The sequence below is a fragment of the Enterococcus salsurae genome, from assembly GCF_054784955.1.
Window position 1 is genome coordinate 141,140 of record NZ_BAAHWY010000001.1, and the last position, 20,636, is coordinate 161,775.

General features: G+C 42.4%; 24 protein-coding genes. 1 reads left to right on the top strand and 23 read right to left on the bottom strand.

The window, feature by feature from the left end:
- Positions 1–9: 9 nt before the first annotated feature.
- From ACYVRS_RS00700 to ACYVRS_RS00805, 22 genes are all read right to left on the bottom strand, one after another.
- Positions 10–888 (bottom strand): branched-chain amino acid ABC transporter permease, encoded by an 879-nt coding sequence (locus ACYVRS_RS00700; protein WP_054115458.1) that lies wholly within the window; start codon positions 886–888, stop codon positions 10–12.
- A 112-nt stretch (positions 889–1,000) separates the two neighbouring features.
- Positions 1,001–2,185, bottom strand: a complete 1,185-nt coding sequence (locus ACYVRS_RS00705) for an ABC transporter substrate-binding protein (RefSeq protein WP_054115459.1) — start codon at positions 2,183–2,185, stop codon at positions 1,001–1,003.
- 260 nt (positions 2,186–2,445) lie between these two features.
- Positions 2,446–3,312: an ROK family protein gene (locus tag ACYVRS_RS00710; protein WP_461198177.1), complete on the bottom strand. Its 867-nt coding sequence runs from the start codon at positions 3,310–3,312 to the stop codon at positions 2,446–2,448.
- Positions 3,313–3,416: 104 nt separating this feature from the next.
- Positions 3,417–3,881 carry a GNAT family N-acetyltransferase gene (locus tag ACYVRS_RS00715; protein WP_313539804.1) on the bottom strand — a complete coding sequence of 155 codons (465 nt, stop codon included), beginning with the start codon at positions 3,879–3,881 and terminating at the stop codon, positions 3,417–3,419.
- 45 nt (positions 3,882–3,926) lie between these two features.
- Positions 3,927–4,205: a membrane protein insertion efficiency factor YidD gene (gene yidD, locus ACYVRS_RS00720; protein ID WP_461198174.1), complete on the bottom strand. Its 279-nt coding sequence runs from the start codon at positions 4,203–4,205 to the stop codon at positions 3,927–3,929.
- Between the two features lie 81 nt (positions 4,206–4,286).
- The gene (locus ACYVRS_RS00725; protein ID WP_313539809.1) at positions 4,287–4,463 is read right to left on the bottom strand and encodes a DNA-directed RNA polymerase subunit beta; all 177 of its coding nucleotides are present in this window, start codon (positions 4,461–4,463) and stop codon (positions 4,287–4,289) included.
- A gap of 19 nt (positions 4,464–4,482) precedes the next feature.
- Positions 4,483–5,775 (bottom strand): UDP-N-acetylglucosamine 1-carboxyvinyltransferase, encoded by a 1,293-nt coding sequence (murA, locus tag ACYVRS_RS00730; protein WP_313539810.1) that lies wholly within the window; start codon positions 5,773–5,775, stop codon positions 4,483–4,485.
- Positions 5,776–5,867: 92 nt separating this feature from the next.
- A complete protein-coding gene (locus tag ACYVRS_RS00735; protein ID WP_054115464.1) occupies positions 5,868–6,101 on the bottom strand; it encodes a DUF1146 family protein in 234 nt (77 codons plus the stop codon).
- A 154-nt stretch (positions 6,102–6,255) separates the two neighbouring features.
- The gene (locus ACYVRS_RS00740) at positions 6,256–6,678 is read right to left on the bottom strand and encodes a F0F1 ATP synthase subunit epsilon (RefSeq protein WP_054115465.1); all 423 of its coding nucleotides are present in this window, start codon (positions 6,676–6,678) and stop codon (positions 6,256–6,258) included.
- Between the two features lie 31 nt (positions 6,679–6,709).
- Complete coding sequence (gene atpD / locus ACYVRS_RS00745) at positions 6,710–8,116, bottom strand: F0F1 ATP synthase subunit beta (protein WP_054115466.1); 1,407 nt, start codon at positions 8,114–8,116, stop codon at positions 6,710–6,712.
- Between the two features lie 26 nt (positions 8,117–8,142).
- Positions 8,143–9,045 (bottom strand): F0F1 ATP synthase subunit gamma, encoded by a 903-nt coding sequence (locus ACYVRS_RS00750; protein ID WP_054115467.1) that lies wholly within the window; start codon positions 9,043–9,045, stop codon positions 8,143–8,145.
- A 15-nt stretch (positions 9,046–9,060) separates the two neighbouring features.
- Entirely contained in the window at positions 9,061–10,617 is a 1,557-nt protein-coding gene (atpA, locus tag ACYVRS_RS00755; protein ID WP_312541864.1) for a F0F1 ATP synthase subunit alpha, read from the bottom strand.
- Positions 10,618–10,640: 23 nt separating this feature from the next.
- Positions 10,641–11,183 (bottom strand): ATP synthase F1 subunit delta, encoded by a 543-nt coding sequence (atpH, locus tag ACYVRS_RS00760; RefSeq protein WP_313539814.1) that lies wholly within the window; start codon positions 11,181–11,183, stop codon positions 10,641–10,643.
- Positions 11,170–11,694 carry a F0F1 ATP synthase subunit B gene (gene atpF, locus ACYVRS_RS00765; protein WP_312498624.1) on the bottom strand — a complete coding sequence of 175 codons (525 nt, stop codon included), beginning with the start codon at positions 11,692–11,694 and terminating at the stop codon, positions 11,170–11,172. Before atpF ends, atpH begins: the two co-directional genes overlap by 14 nt.
- Positions 11,695–11,782: 88 nt before the next feature.
- Positions 11,783–11,995 (bottom strand): ATP synthase F0 subunit C, encoded by a 213-nt coding sequence (gene atpE, locus ACYVRS_RS00770; RefSeq protein WP_054115471.1) that lies wholly within the window; start codon positions 11,993–11,995, stop codon positions 11,783–11,785.
- A gap of 28 nt (positions 11,996–12,023) precedes the next feature.
- Positions 12,024–12,743 (bottom strand): F0F1 ATP synthase subunit A, encoded by a 720-nt coding sequence (atpB, locus tag ACYVRS_RS00775; RefSeq protein ID WP_054115472.1) that lies wholly within the window; start codon positions 12,741–12,743, stop codon positions 12,024–12,026.
- Positions 12,744–13,035: 292 nt separating this feature from the next.
- A complete protein-coding gene (smpB, locus tag ACYVRS_RS00780; RefSeq protein WP_054115473.1) occupies positions 13,036–13,494 on the bottom strand; it encodes an SsrA-binding protein SmpB in 459 nt (152 codons plus the stop codon).
- Positions 13,495–13,509: 15 nt separating this feature from the next.
- Positions 13,510–15,873 carry a ribonuclease R gene (gene rnr / locus ACYVRS_RS00785; RefSeq protein WP_461198171.1) on the bottom strand — a complete coding sequence of 788 codons (2,364 nt, stop codon included), beginning with the start codon at positions 15,871–15,873 and terminating at the stop codon, positions 13,510–13,512.
- A gap of 3 nt (positions 15,874–15,876) precedes the next feature.
- Positions 15,877–16,629 (bottom strand): alpha/beta hydrolase, encoded by a 753-nt coding sequence (locus ACYVRS_RS00790; protein WP_312498621.1) that lies wholly within the window; start codon positions 16,627–16,629, stop codon positions 15,877–15,879.
- Between the two features lie 124 nt (positions 16,630–16,753).
- The gene (gene secG, locus ACYVRS_RS00795) at positions 16,754–16,990 is read right to left on the bottom strand and encodes a preprotein translocase subunit SecG (protein ID WP_054115476.1); all 237 of its coding nucleotides are present in this window, start codon (positions 16,988–16,990) and stop codon (positions 16,754–16,756) included.
- A 134-nt stretch (positions 16,991–17,124) separates the two neighbouring features.
- The gene (locus ACYVRS_RS00800; protein WP_054115477.1) at positions 17,125–17,397 is read right to left on the bottom strand and encodes a GNAT family N-acetyltransferase; all 273 of its coding nucleotides are present in this window, start codon (positions 17,395–17,397) and stop codon (positions 17,125–17,127) included.
- A complete protein-coding gene (locus tag ACYVRS_RS00805) occupies positions 17,375–18,367 on the bottom strand; it encodes an alpha/beta hydrolase (protein WP_461198170.1) in 993 nt (330 codons plus the stop codon). The genes ACYVRS_RS00800 and ACYVRS_RS00805 overlap by 23 nt, the downstream gene beginning before the upstream one ends.
- Before the next feature lie 259 nt (positions 18,368–18,626).
- Here ACYVRS_RS00805 and ACYVRS_RS00810 point away from each other — a divergent pair, with 259 nt between their 5' ends.
- A complete protein-coding gene (locus ACYVRS_RS00810) occupies positions 18,627–18,884 on the top strand; it encodes a hypothetical protein (RefSeq protein WP_461198169.1) in 258 nt (85 codons plus the stop codon).
- A gap of 403 nt (positions 18,885–19,287) precedes the next feature.
- Here the strand turns inward: ACYVRS_RS00810 and eno are convergent, their stop codons facing one another.
- Positions 19,288–20,589 carry a surface-displayed alpha-enolase gene (eno, locus tag ACYVRS_RS00815; protein WP_054115479.1) on the bottom strand — a complete coding sequence of 434 codons (1,302 nt, stop codon included), beginning with the start codon at positions 20,587–20,589 and terminating at the stop codon, positions 19,288–19,290.
- Positions 20,590–20,636 lie beyond the last annotated feature (47 nt).

The following is a 20,636-nucleotide window of genomic DNA, read 5'->3' on the forward strand; positions in this document are numbered from 1 at the left end:
TCTGACCACCTACACTTTCTCTTTGATATTTTTGCCCAAAATCCCTGCCGGGCGAACAAGTAATATAATTATTAAAATTGCATACACCAAAGCATCCTTATAATCTGAGAAGCCTAATGCTGTTGCTGTGGTTTCGATCAGTCCGATAACGAAACCACCTAGTGCTGCACCAGGAATAATCCCAATTCCCCCTAATACTGCTGCCACAAACGATTTAAGACCTGGAACGACACCCATTGAAGGATCGATCGAATTGTAGTATAAGCCAATCAGCATACCGCCAGCAGCTGCTAACGCAGAGCCTAACGCGAATGTAAATGAAATCGTCCGATTGACATTGATCCCCATCAACCGAGCAGCGTCGGCGTCAACACTCACCGCACGCATCGCTTTCCCCATACGGGTCTTTTTGACAATCAATTGCAGTAGAATCATCAGTGTCAGCGAAATGGCCAAAATCAATAATTGAATATTGCTGACCTCGATAAACCCGATTGAATACGTTTTACGGGCAATGGCTTGTGGAAAAGGCCGAACATCTGCTGAAAAGAAAAAGATCATGATATTTTGCAAAAAGTAAGACACACCAATGGCGGTGATCAATGCAGAGATACGGGTTGAATTGCGCAATGGTCGATACGCCAAAAACTCAATCGTTACACCTAGTGCTGCACTAGCGATCATTGAAATGAACAAAGCTGGGAAAAAGCCCAACTGCCATTGATTGATCAAGAAATAACCGATAAAACTACCAATCATATATACTTCGCCATGGGCAAAGTTGATTAATTTAATGATACCATAGACCATTGTATACCCTAGAGCCAAAAGAGCGTAAATACTCCCTAGGAATAGGCCGTTGATCAACTGCTGGATCATCATTTCCATATGCTCACATCCAATATTGTTTAATATGTACTACTATTATAATTGAAAGAAAAGAAACTGAGACAACCGTTGCTGGCTTGCCTCAGTTTTGTTTGTGTTTTTCGTATTCTGTTTAAGGATTCACTGTATCAGCTGACGTTTCCTTGCCTTCGGTCAAACCTAAAACAACTGCGGATTTTTCAGGGTTGTGATTGGCATCCATCGTGATATCCCCTGTCACACCTTGGAAATCTTTCAATTCAGATAAGCCTGTCGCAATGGCTGTAGAATCTGCAGAATCTTGATCTTCGATTGCTTGTTTGATCATATAGACTGCATCATAAGCCAATGCATTAAATGCTGAAGGTTCTTTGCCAAATTTTTCTTTGAAAGCAGCGACAAATGGTTCTACTTTATCGTTTGCAGGTGCATTGGTAGAAAAGTGACCCGTGTAATACACATCAGATACATTTTCAGCACCAGCGGTCTGCACCATTTTTTCATCACCAAACCCATCGGCACCGATGATTGGTTGGTCAATACCTAACTCACGTGCTTGTTTGATGATCAAGCCGGCTTCGGTATAGTACCCTGGAATGAACAAGACATCAAAATCGGCATTTTTGATTTTTGTTAGGACTGCCTGGAAGTCTTTATCTCCTTCGGTAAAGTTTTCCTCCATCACAATATCGCCAGTATAACTAGATTTGAACGCTTCTGTTAAACCAATTGCATAGTCGCTGGAATTATCTCCTAGAATGATGGCTTTAGATGCATCTAGATTGTCTTCCGCATATTTTGCAAGGATCGTTCCTTGGAAACTATCTTGGAAACATGAGCGAAAAGCAAAGTCTTGGACTTTGTCACTGCTCACAGTGATCGCATCATCTGTTCCAGATGGTGTCACCAATGGCACTTGTGCTTTTGTGACATTTGGTAAAGCTGCTTTCGTTGCACCTGATGTGGCTGGTCCAATCATCGCTACAACTTTATCGTTGGTCGTCAAGTTGGCAGCAACCGTGGCAGCCTCGTTGTTGTCAGATTTGTTATCTTTAGAAATAATTTCAATTTCTTTGCCTAAAACACCACCAGCAGCATTGATTTCTTCCACCGCTAAATCGATTCCGTCTTTTTCAGCAGAACCATACGCCGCTACGGCACCTGATAATTCTAAGTTGACCCCAATTTTGATTGTATCGCCTTCTTGTTTATTGCCGCCGTCCGCTGAACCGTCACTTGATGAGCCACCAGTTGGTCCTGCGCTGCAGGCTGTTAATAGAAACAAACTCGCAAATAAAAATGCAAACTTCTTTTTCATTTATGATCCTCTCCTTTACATCCCCTAGATATGTTATCAAATATACGCAATAATAGAGTAAATGTCAACGAATTATCAGAATATTTCATCTATTCCATTTAGTATTTTTTACCGTTAAAAAATCTGAATCTAAACAAACGTTGTTCCGGTAACTTTGGTAGCGTTTTTTATAAAAAAAAAACAAAAGCCTTCAAACTTTTGTTTCTTTTGCTGCGGTGTGTCTTGGTGACAAAACATGGATCCGGCTGGCGCTTCACATGTCAGCTTTGCGCCTCAAAGTTCGCTGCTGCCCCAACCAAATTGGCATCATTGCGATAATCGCACAGCTTGATCAGCGGGGTGAAATCGTTTAATCCTTGTGCGGCTAACATGACAGATAAACGCGTTTCAATTTCTGCCAGTAAGCTTGGTTTGGCACTCACACCCCCGCCGATAATGATCACTTCTGGATCAAAGGCAAACTGGATGCTGAATAGTCCTTGTGCCAAATAACGATAAAAATTTTCAACTTCTTCAGCGGCGATTGGATCCCCTGATTCACTTCTCGCGAACACGTCTTCCCCAGAAATCGTGTCACGGTCGATCCCCATCCGGTCACAATAGCGCCATGCCATTTGCACAGCGGTACCTAATTGCGAAAAGGTCTTCCCTTGATCTAAGATCATCAAGCCAAATTCGCCCCCATAGAGATGGGCCCCGCGAATCAACTGACCGTGATGGATCAACGTACCGCCAACGCCTGTCCCGATCACCACAAAAGCCGCTTGCTCAAACCCTTTGCCGGCGCCTTGATAGAATTCAGCTAACCCAGCACAATTGGCATCATTTTCAATCGTAACTGGCAAGTCGAATAACGTTTCTAATTCGCTAATGATATCAAATCCATGAATATACGGAATCGCACTGATGCCATTGATTTGGCGTTCTGCAGCATTGACAGCCCCTGGCGCACTAATGCCAACACCTTCGAGTGCAGCAGTGACTTCCTCTCGGACCCCTTTTAATTGCGCCTTCATGTCATCCCATGTTTTCGGCGTGGTAAATTTTCCTTTATCCGTCAATTCGTTTCCTGTCCATACGCCATATTTCACGGCAGAACCACCCATATCAAATACTAAAATCGCCATACATTTCCCTCATTTATCTTTAGTTTATCCCTTTCATTTTACCGCAATCGCCGGTTTGAAGAAAGCGATTTCCTTAAAAAGCACAAAAAAAGCAGCTGAATCCGTCAGCTGCATATGAGGTGCTTAACTAAGATGATTTGATCAAATAGCTGCCGTCCTTCTTCGTAGATGGGCTCGGCATAATGATCGACAAAATAATTTTTCTGGCAACTAAAAATTGTAAAACCTTGCTTCTGATACAGAAAACGAGCTGGGGAGTGATCCCCAGTTTTGATCAATAACCTGATCGGTGTTTCTGGTGCGGCAGTCGCTACAAGCATATCTTCCACCGCTTGCAACAAACGTCGGCCAATACCGCGATTTTGGTGATCCGGTGCTACTGCAATATTCATGATCTCCCAAGTATCAAGCTGTTGTTGAAACACCACGATGCCTATCACAGTGTTCTTTTCCTCATATATCAGCACTTGGCTTTGATCAAGATACCCCTCAACGATTGCTTTATCTGGATCTGCGTCAAGCAGCAATGACCAAGGATAGACTTCATCTGCATGCATGCTTCGAATCAATGGATTCACTCCTCTCACTTTTTGGCAAAGGACTCATTACGGCATTTATCCACGTTTAAAGGTATGATAGACTGGCTTTTCTGTATCCAAAGAGTTCCGCTTCAACGAAAAGTTCCGCGGCACATAATCAATGCCACCTTTGACAAATGGATGACAACGTAAAATCCGAGACACACCCATGGCTGTTCCTTTGACGGCCCCATGTACTTGGATCGCTTGGATCATATAACTCGAACAAGTGGGGTAATAGCGGCAGCTCGGGGGGAATAATGGCGAGATAAAACGTTGATACATTCGAACCAATCCAATCAATAATTGACGCATTATCCCTACCTCCCTTTCTATTAGGTATGCACTATTGAGTTGAAAAAAGGACAAAGCATGTGCTTCGTCCTCATTAATCGTTTATTTCATGAAATCGAAGATATGATTCCAAAGACTTGGAGAGAATACTTTAAAAGGGCTGCCGTCGCCAATAATGCCATAGCCGACCATCGTCCCTGCTATAAACAACAAAATAGCACCTAGAATAACCAACAATATTTTCATTAAGCTAGTTAAAATATAGCGATTTAAGTTCACCTTTATCTCTCCTATTCATCTAGGCAATGACAGTTGCTGTTTCTTCAACTGCTTCTGAAACGCGTTCAACATTTGCACCTAGTTGTTGCAGTTTTTCATGGAATTTGTAATAGCCACGATCCAAATATTTTAAGTTCCGTACCCGTGTACGACCAGTAGAACGTAAGCCTAACAAAATCAAGGCTGCAGCGGCCCGTAAGTCAGTCGCATAGACGAGTGCGCCTTGTAAATCATGGCCACCTTCGATCACTGCTACATTGCCATCGATCTTCACATGGGCATTCATGCGGCGCATTTCTTCCAAATGTTGGAAACGATTTTCAAAGACCGTTTCGTTGACCACACTTGTGCCTGCTGCTAATAACTGGATCGCAGATATTTGTGCTTGCATATCTGTCGGAAAGCCAGGATGAGGCATCGTTTTGACATCTGTTGCCTTTAATTGGGCAGGACCAACGACACGAACACCCTCTGCCACTTCAGTGATCACTGCGCCCATTTCAGTCAACTTGGAAATCAATGGACGGTTGTGTTCAGAAATAGCATCTTTGATGATGACATCGCCCTCAGTCATCGCTGCTGCTACCATAAAGGTTCCAGCTTCGATACGGTCTTGGACGATTGAATGGCTCACTGCATGCAGATGATCCACGCCTTCAATACGCATGGTTTCTGTACCAGCACCAAAGACTTTGGCACCCATTTTATTTAAGATATTCGCTAAGTCAACGATTTCTGGTTCACGCGCAACGTTTTCGATCGTTGTTGTGCCTTTGGCTTTGACCGCAGCCATCATAATATTTTGGGTCGCACCAACACTTGGGAAGTCCAAGTAAATGCTGTTCCCTTTTAATTCGCTTGCGATTGCTTCTATGTATCCATCTTTTTGAATGATCTCAGCGCCTAATGCTTGAAATCCTTTCAAGTGTAAATCAATTGGTCTTTTGCCAATGGCACATCCACCAGGCATCGCCACTTTCGCATGACCATTGCGGGCCAATAATGGACCCATCACAACGATCGATGCCCGCATTTGACTCACATATTCATATGGTGCTTCGATGGCCAAATCTTTTGATGCGTCTATGGTCATTTCATTTTTGTCTTTATCAAAATCGATTGCGACATTTAAATGCCGGATCACTTCTCTCATAGTTAAAACATCCGACAAAATCGGTACATTCGTCAATGTCGTTGTGCCTTCTTCTGCCAACAGGCTTGCCGCTAAGATAGGTAAAACAGCATTCTTTGCCCCTTCGATCTTCACTGTACCAGTTAGTCGATTACCACCTTGAACGATCATTTCTTCCATTATGTTCCCTCCAAATAATGCGTCGAAACCTACACAAAACCTTGCCAATTATAGCACGAATTCTTGTATATTTGCATATATTATTGAAAATCTTAAAATCCTATTAAAAATAAATTGCGACAAAGCGCGATGAGCTCAAGAAAAAAGGTACTTGCCGTATATCCTAATACGATTGCCAAAAGCACCATGACCATTCTAATTTGTGTTGTTTGCAATGCCTTGAAAAAAGCTTCGATCCTAATGGACTGCAATGCCCAAAAGGCAAGATAGATAAAAGCCAGGTGACTGATGATTCGGATAACCGCATCGATCCCGTATACTTGCATAACATTTCTCCCTTTTTTATGAACGTTACTATCATAACACAAACCTGTAAATATAAAAAATAATCTTTCCTTAAAAAGGGTAGAAAAGTCTTTAAAAAGTTTTTAAAACGTTTTCTATTCTACAAAAAAAGCAAAGGCCGCAGCCTTTGCTTTTTTAAGAGTGTTTTGACACGTTGATACGGTTGATTGCCCGGTGCAACGCAACAGTTGCCCGACGCAATTGATCGACATCTTCGACTTGCTTGGCTTCTTCGATTTGTCGTTCCGCACGCTGTTTGGCCCGTTCTGCTCGAGATACATCAATATCCCGATCACGTTCCGCACTATCCGCTACGATCGATACGACATTGTCACGAACCTCTAAAATCCCACCGTTGACTGCTACCCAGTCAACGTGGGTATCGGAGTCGACCCGTTTGACACGAATCTCATCGATTGCCAAAGGCACAATGATTGGTGCATGTCGCGGCAAAATCCCAATTTCGCCATCGGTCGTGCGGGCAACCACGATTTTGGCATGGTGATCGTAAACCAAACCAGCAGGTGTCACCACATTCACTGTTAGAAAATGATCCATGAGGTTCCCCTCTTTCTTATTGGCTGATTAGTTAATAACCGATTTTCTTCGCTTTTTCGATCACATCTTCGATTCGGCCAACACTACGGAAGGCTTCTTCGGGAAGATCATCGTATTTTCCTTCCAAAATCTCAGCAAACCCTTTGATGGTTTCTTCAACTGGCACATAAGAGCCTGGTTGTCCGGTAAATTGTTCGGCAACATGGAAGTTTTGTGATAAGAAAAATTGGATCCGGCGTGCGCGGGCAACCAGTGTTTTTTCGTCATCAGACAATTCATCCATCCCTAAAATAGCGATGATATCCTGTAATTCACGATAGCGTTGTAATGCGTGTTGGACCTCAGTAGCGACTTCATAGTGTTTTTCACCGACAATTTCAGGCGCTAATGCACTTGAAGAGGATGCTAATGGGTCAACGGCAGGATAGATCCCTTGCTCGGTCAACTTACGTTCCAAATTGGTTGTGGCATCCAAATGGGCAAATGCTGTAGCAGGCGCTGGATCGGTATAGTCATCCGCTGGAACATAGATCGCTTGGATCGATGTGACAGATCCTTTTTTGGTTGAAGTGATCCGTTCTTGTAATTGACCCATTTCAGTTGCTAAAGTTGGTTGATACCCAACGGCTGAAGGCATCCGACCTAATAAGGCTGATACTTCAGAACCAGCTTGGGTAAACCGGAAAATGTTATCGATAAAGAGCAATACATCTTGTCCTTCAACATCACGGAAGTATTCCGCCAATGTCAAGCCAGTTAATGCCACACGCATCCGGGCACCAGGCGGCTCATTCATTTGTCCAAAGACCATTGCTGTTTTTTCTATAACGCCTGATTCTTTCATTTCATTATATAGGTCGTTCCCTTCACGGGTCCGTTCACCTACACCAGTAAAGACGGAGATCCCCCCATGTTCTTGGGCGATATTGTGGATCAATTCTTGGATCAATACTGTTTTACCTACACCGGCACCACCGAAAAGTCCAACTTTACCACCTTTCAAATAAGGAGCAAGCAAATCGATGACTTTGATCCCAGTTTCTAAGATTTCAGTACTGGTAGATAGTTCATCAAAATTAGGGGCTTTTTTGTGGATCCCGCTACGAGGCGCATCATCAGGAAATGGTGCTTCCAAGTCAATGGTATCACCTAAGACGTTGAAGACCCGTCCTAATGTTTCTGTACCAACTGGAACAGAAATAGAGGCACCCGTGTCGATTACTTCCATTCCTCGTTGTAATCCATCTGTTGATTCCATGGCGATCGTGCGGATCACACCATCCCCAAGTTCCAACGCTGCTTCCAAAACAACTTTTGTTTTGTGGGCGTCTTTTTTATACACAATCAACGCATTGTTGATATCTGGTAAGGATTGGTCTAGAGAAAATTCCACGTCGACGACGGGACCAATGACTTGAACAATCTTGCCTGAACTCATTCGTATTCCTCCATTCGTTCTCGAAACTATTCTAATGCGGATGCCCCCGCGACAATTTCGGTGATTTCTTGGGTAATCGCGCCTTGACGTGCTCGGTTATAAGAGATCGTCAAGTCCCCAATAATATTTTTGGCATTATCAGTTGCTGTTTTCATCGCTGTCATCCCGGCAGCATGTTCAGCAGTTTTTGCATCAACAATGGCACCATAAATCAAACTTTCCGCATATTGCGGCAACAATTGATTCAAAATGGCCTCTCTTGAAGGTTCGAACAAATATTCTTGTTCATAACTTTCTGCTTCTTCAGGATCTAAATCAGAAATTGGCAGCATCTTTTCAATCCGAAACTGGCTAGTCAAAGAATTGATGTGATGGTTATAACACACGTATAATTCATCAAAAACTTCATTTTGATACATCGTCGTCGCCAATGTCACGATTTTGCGTACTTCATCGAAGCTTGGCTGATCAGATAAGTTTCTCAATTCATAGGCTAATTTGACGCCTCTGGTTTTGAAGAAATCAGCACCTGTAGCACCAATGGCGATCATCACATATTCTTCATTTTTTTCATGATCTTCTTCTAGCATCGACATCATTTGTTTTAAGATTGAACTATTATAGCCGCCGACCAGTCCGCCATCTGAAGTGATCACGATATAACCGGTTCGCTTCACAGGGCGGCTGACAAGCATGCTGTTATAGTTGACGCCATCTTTTGGACCAGAACCTGCTAAGTCAGAAAGCTGCTGCGCAGTTAAGTGGGTCACGATTTCTCTCACTTTATTCGCATAAACTTGAAATTGTTTCGAGTGGGCTTCAGATTTCGTCAGTTTTGCTGCAGATACCATTTGCATGGCATTTGTGATTTGACTGGTTTTTTTTGTTGAGGCAATTCGTTGCTTGATTTCATTTAATGAAGCAGCCATCTATTCTCACCTCTTTTATGCGTTTTCCATGGTCGACAATTTGTCTTGCGCTGATACATGGCTCGTGTTGCTTGCCATAAAGATATCTTTTGCTGCTTTGATCGTATCATCCAACAAACTTTCTTCTGGCAGATCTTTTGTTGTACGGATCGTTTCAAAAATCGTTGCCGCATTGGCTTCGATATATTCAAACAAATCTGATTCAAAATCTAGCACTTTGTGGACTGGGATACTGTCAATGAATCCATGCGTCAACGCATATAAGATCACAACTTGTTTTTCAACTGCTAAAGGTTCATGCAGTTTTTGTTTTAAAATCTCCACTGTACGACGGCCACGATTCAACTTGGCTTGCGTTGCAGCATCTAGATCAGAACCGAACTGCGTGAAGGCTTCTAATTCACGATAGCTCGCTAGATCCAAACGTAACGTGCCGGCTACTTTTTTCATCGCTTTGATTTGTGCAGAACCACCTACCCGTGAAACGGATAATCCAGCAGCAACGGCTGGGCGGACACCTGAATAGAACAAATCATTTTCCAAGAAAATTTGACCATCTGTGATAGAAATCACGTTTGTTGGAATGTAAGCAGAGATATCTCCGGCTTGGGTTTCAACGAATGGTAAAGCTGTCATTGAACCGCCGCCTAACTCATCAGACAATTTGGCTGCTCTTTCTAATAGACGAGAATGCAAGTAGAAGACATCCCCTGGATATGCTTCACGACCTGGCGGACGACGCAATAGTAAAGAAAGTTCACGATAGGCAACAGCTTGTTTGGATAAATCATCAAAGACGATCAAAACATGTTTGCCGTTATACATGAATTCTTCACCCATCGCTGCTCCTGCATATGGTGCAATATAAAGCAATGGTGCAGGCTGAGACGCACCAGCAGATACAACGATCGTGTAATCCAACGCGCCATATCTGCGCAATGTTTCAACTTGTGCACGAACTGTTGAATCTTTTTGGCCAATCGCAACATAAATACAGATCATGTTTTGGCCTTTTTGGTTAATGATCGTATCGATCGCGATCGTTGTTTTACCTGTCTTACGGTCACCAATCACTAATTCACGTTGACCACGGCCGATTGGCACTAACGCATCAATGGCTTTCAATCCGGTTTGCATTGGTTCTGCAACTGATTTACGTTGCATAACACCAGGTGCAGCGGCTTCTACCGGACGAGATTTATCTGTCACGATCTCACCAAGACCATCGATAGGCTGTCCTAAAGGATTCACTACCCGACCAATCAAAGCATCCCCAACAGGGACTTCCATGATTTTACCTGTGCGTTTCACTTTATCGCCTTCACGAATGGACTCAAAATCGCCTAAGATGATGATACCGACATCATTTGATTCTAAGTTTTGGGCCATTCCATAAGAACCGTTTGAAAACTCAAGCAATTCTCCACTCATGGCATTTTCCAAACCGTGGGCACGTGCGATACCATCCCCAACATAAGTGACGGTACCAATTTCTTCTACAGAAAGTTCATTTTGATAATTTTTGATTTGTTCTTTGATCAAGGCACTAATTTCTTCTGCTTTGATTGCCATCCGATTCACCTCTTATCTCTTGTTTATCTGCCCATTTGCTGACGCAGATAATCCAGTTGGCTTTTTATACTACCATCGATTACTTGATGATTTGCTTCAACAATGACGCCGCCCAAAATCTCAGGCTCGACCACTGTTTCTAAGTGGGCTTTTTTGTAGCCAAGTTTCTGTGCGATCTGTGCTTCAATTGCTGCTTTTTGTGCTTCTGAAAGCGCCACGGCTGTTGTAACAGTTCCAAGGACTAGTCCTTGGTATTCGTCATAACGTCGTTCATACGCATCGATAATCATAAGTAAATCATCCATACGATTGTATTCATAGACGATTTCTAAGAAATTTTTGACTAGACCGTCAAATCCATTCAGCAATTGATCAAACAATTTCCTTTTTTCATGGATATCGAGATGATTGTCTGTCATGATTTGACCAAACTCAGGCAATTCTTGATAGACTTGACGCAATGTCATCAATTCTTGATAAACCTCTGTCAAGCGTTGTTCGTCTATCGCCAGTTCAAACAATGCTTTTCCATAGCGTTTACCGACTGTAAATTTATCGAGTTTCATTGACTGAACCCAATCCTTCGATATATTGATTGATGAGGGATTCATGATTTTCGGGAGTCAATTCGCGGCCTAAGATTTTTTCTGCGATTTGAAGTGATAATTCTGCAACATCATCTTTCACTTCTTTTAATGCAGTTTCTTTTTCAAGGGTGATATCTGAATTGGCTTTTTCTTTTAAGCGTGTTACTTCTTCTTTGGTTTCGCTCAAAATATTTTGCCGACTCAATTCACCACTATCTTTGGCGCTCTTGATGATCTCCGCAGCTTCTGAATGAGAACTTGCCAGTTTATCTTGGCGTTCTTTTTCCAATTTGGCTGCATTCAAACGTGATTGTTCCGCTGAATCCAAATCATTGGCGATTTTATCTTCCCGTTTTTGCATCATGCTGCTGATCGCATCCCATGCAAAGTGTTTCAATAAGAATAGCAAAAGAAGAATTGATCCGCTGACAACGATGATATTGCCGAGCGTCGCATTTTGTACTTCCGCTATAACCAACTGATTTAGCATAACGATTCTTCCTTTCTGAAAGTCCTTGGTTCATGAGAAAAAAGCAAAAACGAGGACAATTGTTCGTTTCTGCCTTTTCACTTTCGTCTTACTGGAAGACTAAAAGCAATGCGATAACTACACCTAGAATTGGCACCGCTTCGACTAACGCTACCCCAATAAACATGGTTGAACGGAATTGTCCAGACATTTCAGGTTGACGTGCCATTGATTCAATCGTTTTTGCAATAACTTGTCCATTACCATAACCTGCACCAATTGCTGCTCCGATAATTGCTAATCCTGCTCCGATAAAGTTCATTCTATTTTCCTCCTAATGTGTGTACTGATTAATGTTCCGCCACGATTTTGTGGCTCATAAATACCATGGTCAATGTAACAAATACATAGGCTTGGATCGCACCAATAAATAACGAGAAGCCAATCCAAATCATTTCAAGGGGCATGACGATCGGCAATGACCACCAACCCAAGCTGATAAACATCTTGGCAATCAACCCCAATAAGACTTCACCGGCATAAATATTCCCGTATAAACGAAGGCCTAAAGTGATCACATTGGTAAATTCTTCAATGATTTTCAGCGGCAGTAAAAAGCCAACTGGTTTTAAGTAAGAATTGATCAAATAATTTTTGAACCCTAGTGATTTGATTCCAAAGAAATGTGTCAAGGCAATAACAATAAGTGCGAGTGTCAACGTAACGAAGGGATCTGCTGTCGGGCTTTTCCAAAGCGCGATATCATCACTGGTAACGATTTTTGTTACCAAACCAATCTCATTCGCAACGAACACAAAAAGAAACATTGTTACACCCAGCAAATGAAAGTTGTTCACTTGAGATCCTGGTATGTTATCCGCAACGATATTACGGACAAAATCAATGACCCATTCAATGAAGTTCTGCTTCCCTTTCGGTTTCATTTGCAAGTTTCGTGTACAAATAAAGACCACCAAAAAAACAATTATACAAGAAATGATTGTCATCATTGCTACTGTTCCATCAAACCATATTGGACCGATATGAAACATGAGCGATTTTTCATCCAATCTTTCTCACCTCTTTTCCTGTCATCTCCAGAAAATATCTGGTGTTACAATGCGTTTCCTCTCATAACAATCGGTATCATACCACCACGACTGGAAAATTTCAAAGTATTTTCAAGAAAATTAGACAAAAAAGTCAATTTGCTAAAAATACGTAAAACACCGAAATCGTCTGTGCCATCAACCGCTTTGAGAAAGCTTGATATATCAACAGCTTTCCCTTAGATGCTACCAAATTTAACTTGAATTTCAAAGCAATAACCTCTAGAAATCCCGAAAAGAAGTCAATCAATTATTAGAAATTTCTGAGAGCGCGATCGATTTGTCTTTCCTGATCTTTACGTTTCAATGATTCACGTTTGTCATACTCGCGTTTTCCTTTTGCCAATCCAATCAAAACCTTAGCATACCCGTCCTTGATATAGACTTTTAATGGAATGATCGTCATCCCCGTATTCTTGCTTTCACCGATCAAACGTGCAATTTGTTTTTTGTGCAGCAACAATTTCCTAGTCCGCAATGGATCATGATTGAAAATATTGCCCTGTTCATATGGACTGATATGGACATTGACTAAGAAGGCTTCCCCATTCCTTAGCCGTACAAACCCATCTTTCAAATTGATTCGGCTATTCCGGATCGCCTTGATCTCTGTTCCTTGCAGCACGATTCCCGCTTCGATGGTATCGAGAATCGTGTAGTCATGGCGGGCTTTTTTGTTTTGGGCAATTAATTTCCCTTCCCCTTTAGGCATGAAGTATCCCTCCCACTACTTTTTCTTGATTCCTTTATAAAAAGGTTTTTTCTTGCTTTTGCTTTTTTTCTTTCCTTTGCCTTTTCCTTCAACGTGTTTGTCAAAGCTGCCTTTATGGGCACCACCTTGTTTGTCTTCGGCCTTGCCTTGACGGCCGCGTTGCGGTTGAGATCCACGCTTAGCAGCTTTATTTTTTGGCGCTTGCAGCGTTGGGATCTCTTCGGCTTCCACAAGTTCAAAATCGATCTCTCTGGTTTCAGGATCAGACTTGATCACTTTGATCCGCACCTTTTGTCCAATTTTAAAAGTTAGTCCTGTCCGCTCGCCCACTAAGGCCAAATGATTTTCTAAATAATGGAAATAGTCTTGTTTCAGGGCAGTAATATGGATCAAGCCTTCGATCGTATTTGGCAGTTCGATAAATAAACCAAATTTAACGACAGAACTAATGATTCCATCAAATTCTTCCCCGACTTTATCTGATAGGTACTCTGCTTTCTTCAGTGCATCGACTTCCCGTTCTGCTTCCACTGCACGCCGCTCCATTTGTGAACTGTGCAGGGCAATATCTGGCAGGGATGCTGCCCATTTTTCTTGATTGGCTTCTGATGGGTCTTCTGTATAAGAGCGGATCAACCGATGAACGATCAAATCCGGGTACCGACGGATCGGTGAGGTAAAATGGGTGTAGTCTTCAGCAGCTAACCCATAGTGCCCGACATTCTCCTCAGCATATTTGGCTTGTTGCATACTGCGAAGCAACATGGTATTCACGACCATGGATTCTGGCTTATCTGCAACATCTTCAACGATTTTCTGCAATTGCTTTGGTGAGATTGAGCCATTGCTTTGTTTCACTACGATGCCCAGCGCTGATGCAAAGTCGAAGAAACGGCGCATTTTCTCTTCCTTCGGTTCTTCATGGATCCGATAAATGAACGGATAATGCAAACGATTAAAATGACGCGCTACTGTTTCATTGGCAGCTAACATGAAGGATTCAATCATGCGCTCACCAACGCCCCTGGTGCGCATGACGATGTCTTGCGGATGCCCTTCACCATCTACCAGCACTTTGGCTTCTCGGTCTTCAAAGGAGACAGCGCCTCGCTGGATCCGCATCGCTTCCAACACTTGATGCAGGTCTTGCATGTCATGAAACATTGGTACAAGCGCTTCATATTGTGCAGAAACCTCTGGATCATTTTCTTCCAAAATTTGATTGACCGCTTGATAGGTCATTCTGGCATCTGTTTGGATCAGACTTTGGAAGATGTTGTAATCAGTGATTTGTCCATTTTGGTCGATCCACATTTCACAACTCATGGTTAGACGGGGCACTTGAGGATTCAAAGAACAAATGCCGTTCGATAAGCGTTGCGGAATCATTGGAATTACTCGATCAGTCAAATAGACACTTGTCCCTCTTTCATACGCTTCTTTGTCTAAGGGGCTGTTTTGTGTCACATAATAAGAGACATCCGCTATATGGACGCCTAGGTAAAAACTGCCATCTGCCAGTTTTTTGACCGTGACAGCATCATCTAAATCTTTGGCATCTGCGCCATCTATGGTAACAATCTGTTGATCGCGCAGATCTCTGCGTTCTGGAAAGGCGTCTGGATCGATTTTGTCCGGCACCGCATCAGCTGCAGCCAACGTTTCCTCTTCAAATTTCGTAGGAATACCATTGGCGACAACGATCGAAAGAATGTCCATTCCTACGTCATTTTTGTGCCCAACAACTTTTGTGATCAGCCCTTCCAAACTCTTGGCATAACCTTTTTCGGGGTAGTGACTGATCTCAACGATCACGATACTGCCGTCTACCGGTCGAATCCCTTGGGCGCCGATAAAGACTTTCAGTTCACTTAATTTTTTGTCTTTTGGTTGTACAACACCATATAAATCTGACTCTTCGATCTCACGTTCATCAAACAAGGTGAATTCTCCCACCAATTGGGTGATCGCTCGTTTTTTGATCTCGACGACTTTCCCTTCAGCGCCTTTGTCAGAGAAAGGATCTGCGACATGGACGATATCGATAGCGACTGTATCACCATCCATTGCGTAATTGGTCGCTTCTTTAGGAATATAGACATCTTCCTCTTCGTCGTCTAAAGATACGAAGCCAAAGCCGCGTTCATTGGCACGGAATGTGCCTTCGATCAGCACACGGGCCATTGGCAGCTTGACTTTGCCTTTCTTATTGAAGATCACACTGCCTTCTCTCTCCATTGCTGCCACTGTTTGTACGAGCTGTTTGAAGTCGGTACTTTTTTGCAGCCCCAATCCTTCAGCAATCTCTTCCATTGAAAAACTCTTTTTGCTGCTGTTTTTCAAGAAGTCGATTATTTTTGTTTTGATATTTTCTGTCATTACTCACTCTTTCCAAGCCAATGTGTCAAGAAATGCCCACACATCTTGCTCTAATTTTTTGCGTTCCGGCCCGACTGTTACGACATGGCCGCTTTCCGGGTACCATTGCAATGTATAAGGCACATGGCTAAGCCCGTTTGCTGTACGAAAGACTGTCTGCGGATCGATCATTTGGTCTTTGCCTGCTTGGGCAAGAAAAACCGGACGTTTGATCGCAGATAAATTGGCTGCAGTACTTTGTCCCACTTTTTCAATACCTGCCAATTGCTGACGGACTTTATTTGGTACATGCGCCATGATAGCTTTCTTTTCTTCCTCATCTATCGCTGCATACTGCAAAATCATAGCGGCGTATTTTTCAAAGTTGACCGGTACTTGATTGCTCGTTTCAAACAGTGGTGAACAGAACAAGCCGCCGCCAAGCAGTGTATCATCCTCCGTCAAGCGATCCATCGCTAAAATACCGCCCATCGATAAGCCTAAGACCGCAATCTCTTGATAGCCTTGCTCTTTGATATAGGTCACCGCAGCTTTGGCGTCATTTTGCCAAACGGTCATACTTTCATTTAAAATGTCATCTGGATTTGGGGTCCCATGCCCACTGAACATTGGGGTATAGACTGTATAATTTTTTTGTTCTAAAAAACGGCACAGCATCCGGACATCATTCGGACTGCCGGAATAGGCATGAAACAAGATCACTGCCCGTTTGCCATGGGGTGCAAATACTGGTTTTGGTTGATTGAATGTTTTCATCTTTCCTTTCACCTCACGTCCAATTCTACCATAGTTCATGAAAATACATTGGTATTTACAATTAAAAAAAGCCTTGATATAAAGAAAAAAACCTCTCGCTAGGAGAGGTTACGCGGCAATTTGATCAACTAGATGATAGATAAGCCAAAATAAAGAGCAAAACCATCCAGACAAAGCCTAAAATAGCCGTTGAACGTTGCATGACTGCTTCAAATCCACGGGCTTTTTGCTTGCCGAACAATTGATCTGCACCGCCTGAAAATGCGCTTGCTGCACTATTTTGTTTGCTTGGCTGCATCATGATCGTGATGACCATGATCACGGAAATGATAATCACCGCAGTGAGTAAAAGATTATACACGTTAGCTCCTCCTTGCTTGCTAAAGTCGTCTTTCCCATTGTACCATTCCATACACGATTAAGCTACTATAAATCGTATCAGACATGCAATGGAACGCCAGTTGGCTGATCACAAGCATCGGCTTACAGCAATGACTAACGATCTAACACATCATCATACTCCGGTTTTTCTTTGAATTCTTTCACAGCAAAGGAGCACACAGGCATGATTTTTTTGTTTTCGTGACGGGCTTTGTCAACGACTGCAGCTAAAAGTTTTTGTGCCAATTGCTGTCCGCGGTACCCACTATCTACAAATGTATGATCGACAACCAAAACATCGCCAGGGGCTTCTTGCCAAGTAATCTCCCCCACTTCAGTTTCCTGATCATATAAAGCAAATCGTTTATTTTCTTCTTTGATCTCCATTCTCTACATCCTTTCTATCAGACATCGTCTGTTGTTGTTGTCGATTGATAAAGTCCAAGACTGTGGGCCAATATTCAGGTGCATCTGTGACCGCTTGTAAGTGGCCCATCCCCGGAAAAATAATTTGCTGTTTTTCCCCCGCCGTGGCTTCCATCAATGTATTGGATTCACTGACAGCTAAAAAACTATCTGCTTCGCCATGCAAGAATAACACCGGTAAATGATTGCTGCCGATTTGCCGTGTCACAGAGATCTGCAAAAAGGGATAGCCCACCAACTGTTTGCTATATCGATTGGCGATGCGCAAAAAACGTTTGATCGGCAACCGGGAAAACTGCGGCAAACTCGAACGAATCCCACTATACACTGAAGTATAGCTGCTGTCTGCAATCAGGCCTGCGACTTGTGCCGGCATCACTTCCCCGCTCGCCAAGAGCAAGGTTGCTGCCCCCATTCCTAGACCATACAGATAGATACGGCATTGATTGTCTTTTTCTAATACCTTGTCGATCCATAAAAGCAAATCCAGCCGATCTAGCCAACCCAAGCCAATTTCTTTGCCTTCGCTTTGCCCGTGGGCTCTTAAATCAGGTACCAATACATTATACCCTGCTTGCCAAAATTTTTCAGCAGGGCCCTGACAGTCCGACTTGCCATCGCTGCGATACCCGTGCAAACAAATCACCCAAGTCTTTGCACACTGATCAAACACTCTCGCTGTCAGTAATAAATCATCGGCTGAAGCCAACGTGCAGTCTGCACCTTGTTGCCAAAATGTATCATCTGTCTGGTTGATTCTTTTTTCATAAGGGATCCCTAGTTTTTTTCGACCTTCTTTGATATACCATTCATTGTTTCGCATAATGATTGCCGAAACGAAATAGCGAACCCCTTTTTTTAGATACGCTGTACGGTATATATAGTATAAAGCGAAAGATAAAATAAGCAACACGATCACTAACCAAATCATAGGCGCCCCCCTCCATTTTAGTGTACCATTTACACAGAAATTGAGCCAAAATTTTGAACAGAGGACTGTCACTTTTTCTCCTAACACGTCTCAAGATCATAAAATAATCGAAGAAACTTAGCAGGCAAATGGAACTTTAGAAAAATTATCCAATTCTGCATAAAAATGGATAATCTAGGATAATCACCCTCTACCTACTTTTTGTACACTTATTTCCGGCAGTCAATTTGCACTGCAATAACTATATAGGTGAACTAGGATGAAAAAACGTAACTTACTTACAATCGCTCTATTATCAGTATTCTTTCAAGGAGGAATGACTGCTTCAGCAGATTTATATGAAGATGTTGACCAAGCAGTCACTATCTATGTGGGCGAAACAGACGCAGTATTTGCCTTTAATGAAGATATGTCTGAAGATGTTTTTGTTTATATCAACGATGACTTCATTCAAAATGGTTTCGGTACTGGAACGATCGACCATATCGGTGGTGTATTGAGCAATTACTTCCCGTGATGCCGAAAATATCACGATTACGGCAACTGGTTCAGTGTCAGGTATCACATTCAGCGATAGCAAATCTCCAACTTGGACAAAAGAAATCAGCGCAGAAGCGATTAGTACAACTAGCATTGACGAGAATATAGACTTCCAATTGACCAAAGAAGCTGTGTTGTCAGCAACTGACATCTCTGAATACAACAAAAAAACACTCCCTCTCTTGAATTAATTCAAGAAAAAGAGTGCTTAGTTTAGTAATACTACATACAACCAGTATTGTTAAATACATGCATTTTCAGCTTAACAATACATGATTTTCGAAGTATTTTAAAATGGGTATAGTCGGTTTCCTGAGTTATAAAATAACAACTCAGAACCAAAAGGACAAGCTACAAACGTTGGTTTAACAAGTTTTTGATTATTTATTTTTCAAGTTGTAGAATGCTTGCAAGCCTTTGTATTCAGCAACTTCACCAAGTTGGTCTTCGATACGTAGTAATTGGTTGTATTTTGCAATACGGTCAGTACGTGAAAGAGAACCAGTTTTGATTTGGCCAGCGTTTGTTGCGACAGCGATATCAGAGATTGTTGAATCTTCTGTTTCACCTGAACGGTGAGATACAACTGCAGTGTAGCCAGCTTCTTTAGCCATTTCGATTGCATTGAATGTTTCAGTCAATGTACCGATTTGGTTTACTTTGATTAGGATTGAGTTACCGATACCGTTTTTGATTCCTTTTTCAAGGATTTCAGTGTTGGTAACAAACAAGTCATCACCGACTAATTGAACTTTGTCGCCTAGGCGTTCAGTCAATAGTTTCCAACCATCCCAGTCATTTTCATCCATACCATCTTCGATTGTGATGATTGGATATTTGTTAACTAACTCTTCTAAGTAGTCAACTTGTTCAGCAGCTGTACGTTTCACGCCAGTTTCGCCTTCAAATTTAGTGTAGTCATACACGCCATTTTCGTAGAATTCTGATGATGCACAGTCAAAACCTAGATATACATCTTTACCTGGTTCTAAACCAGCAGCTTTGATTGCTTCTAAGATTGTTTCAACACCGTCTTCAGTTCCTTCAAAACGAGGAGCAAAACCACCTTCGTCACCAACTGAAGTTTCTAAACCACGTTTAGATAAGATTGATTTCAAGGCATGGAATACTTCAGCACCCCAACGTAGACCTTCTTTGAAAGTAGGCGCGCCTACTGGCAAGATCATGAATTCTTGGAAAGCGATTGGTGCGTCTGAGTGAGAACCGCCATTGATGATGTTCATCATAGGTGTAGGCAATACTTTTGTATTGAATCCGCCTAAGTAGTGGTATAAAGGCACTTCTAGGTAATCAGCAGCTGCACGTGCAACGGCGATAGATACACCTAAAATTGCATTGGCACCTAATTTACCTTTGTTAGGAGTTCCATCTAAAGCGATCATCGCTTTATCGATAGCCATTTGGTCGCGTACATCGTAACCGATGATTGCTTCTGCAATGACGTTGTTTACATTGTCAACTGCTTTCGTTACACCTTTACCGCCATAACGAGCTTTGTCGCCATCACGTAATTCAACTGCTTCGTGTTCACCTGTTGAAGCGCCTGAAGGCACCATTCCGCGGCCGAATGCACCTGATTCTGTGTAGACTTCTACTTCGATAGTTGGGTTACCACGTGAGTCAAGGACTTCGCGTGCGTAAACATCAGTAATAATTGACATGTTTTGTCTCTCCTTTGAGTTTGTTTTATCTTAAGGGACGAGCCCTT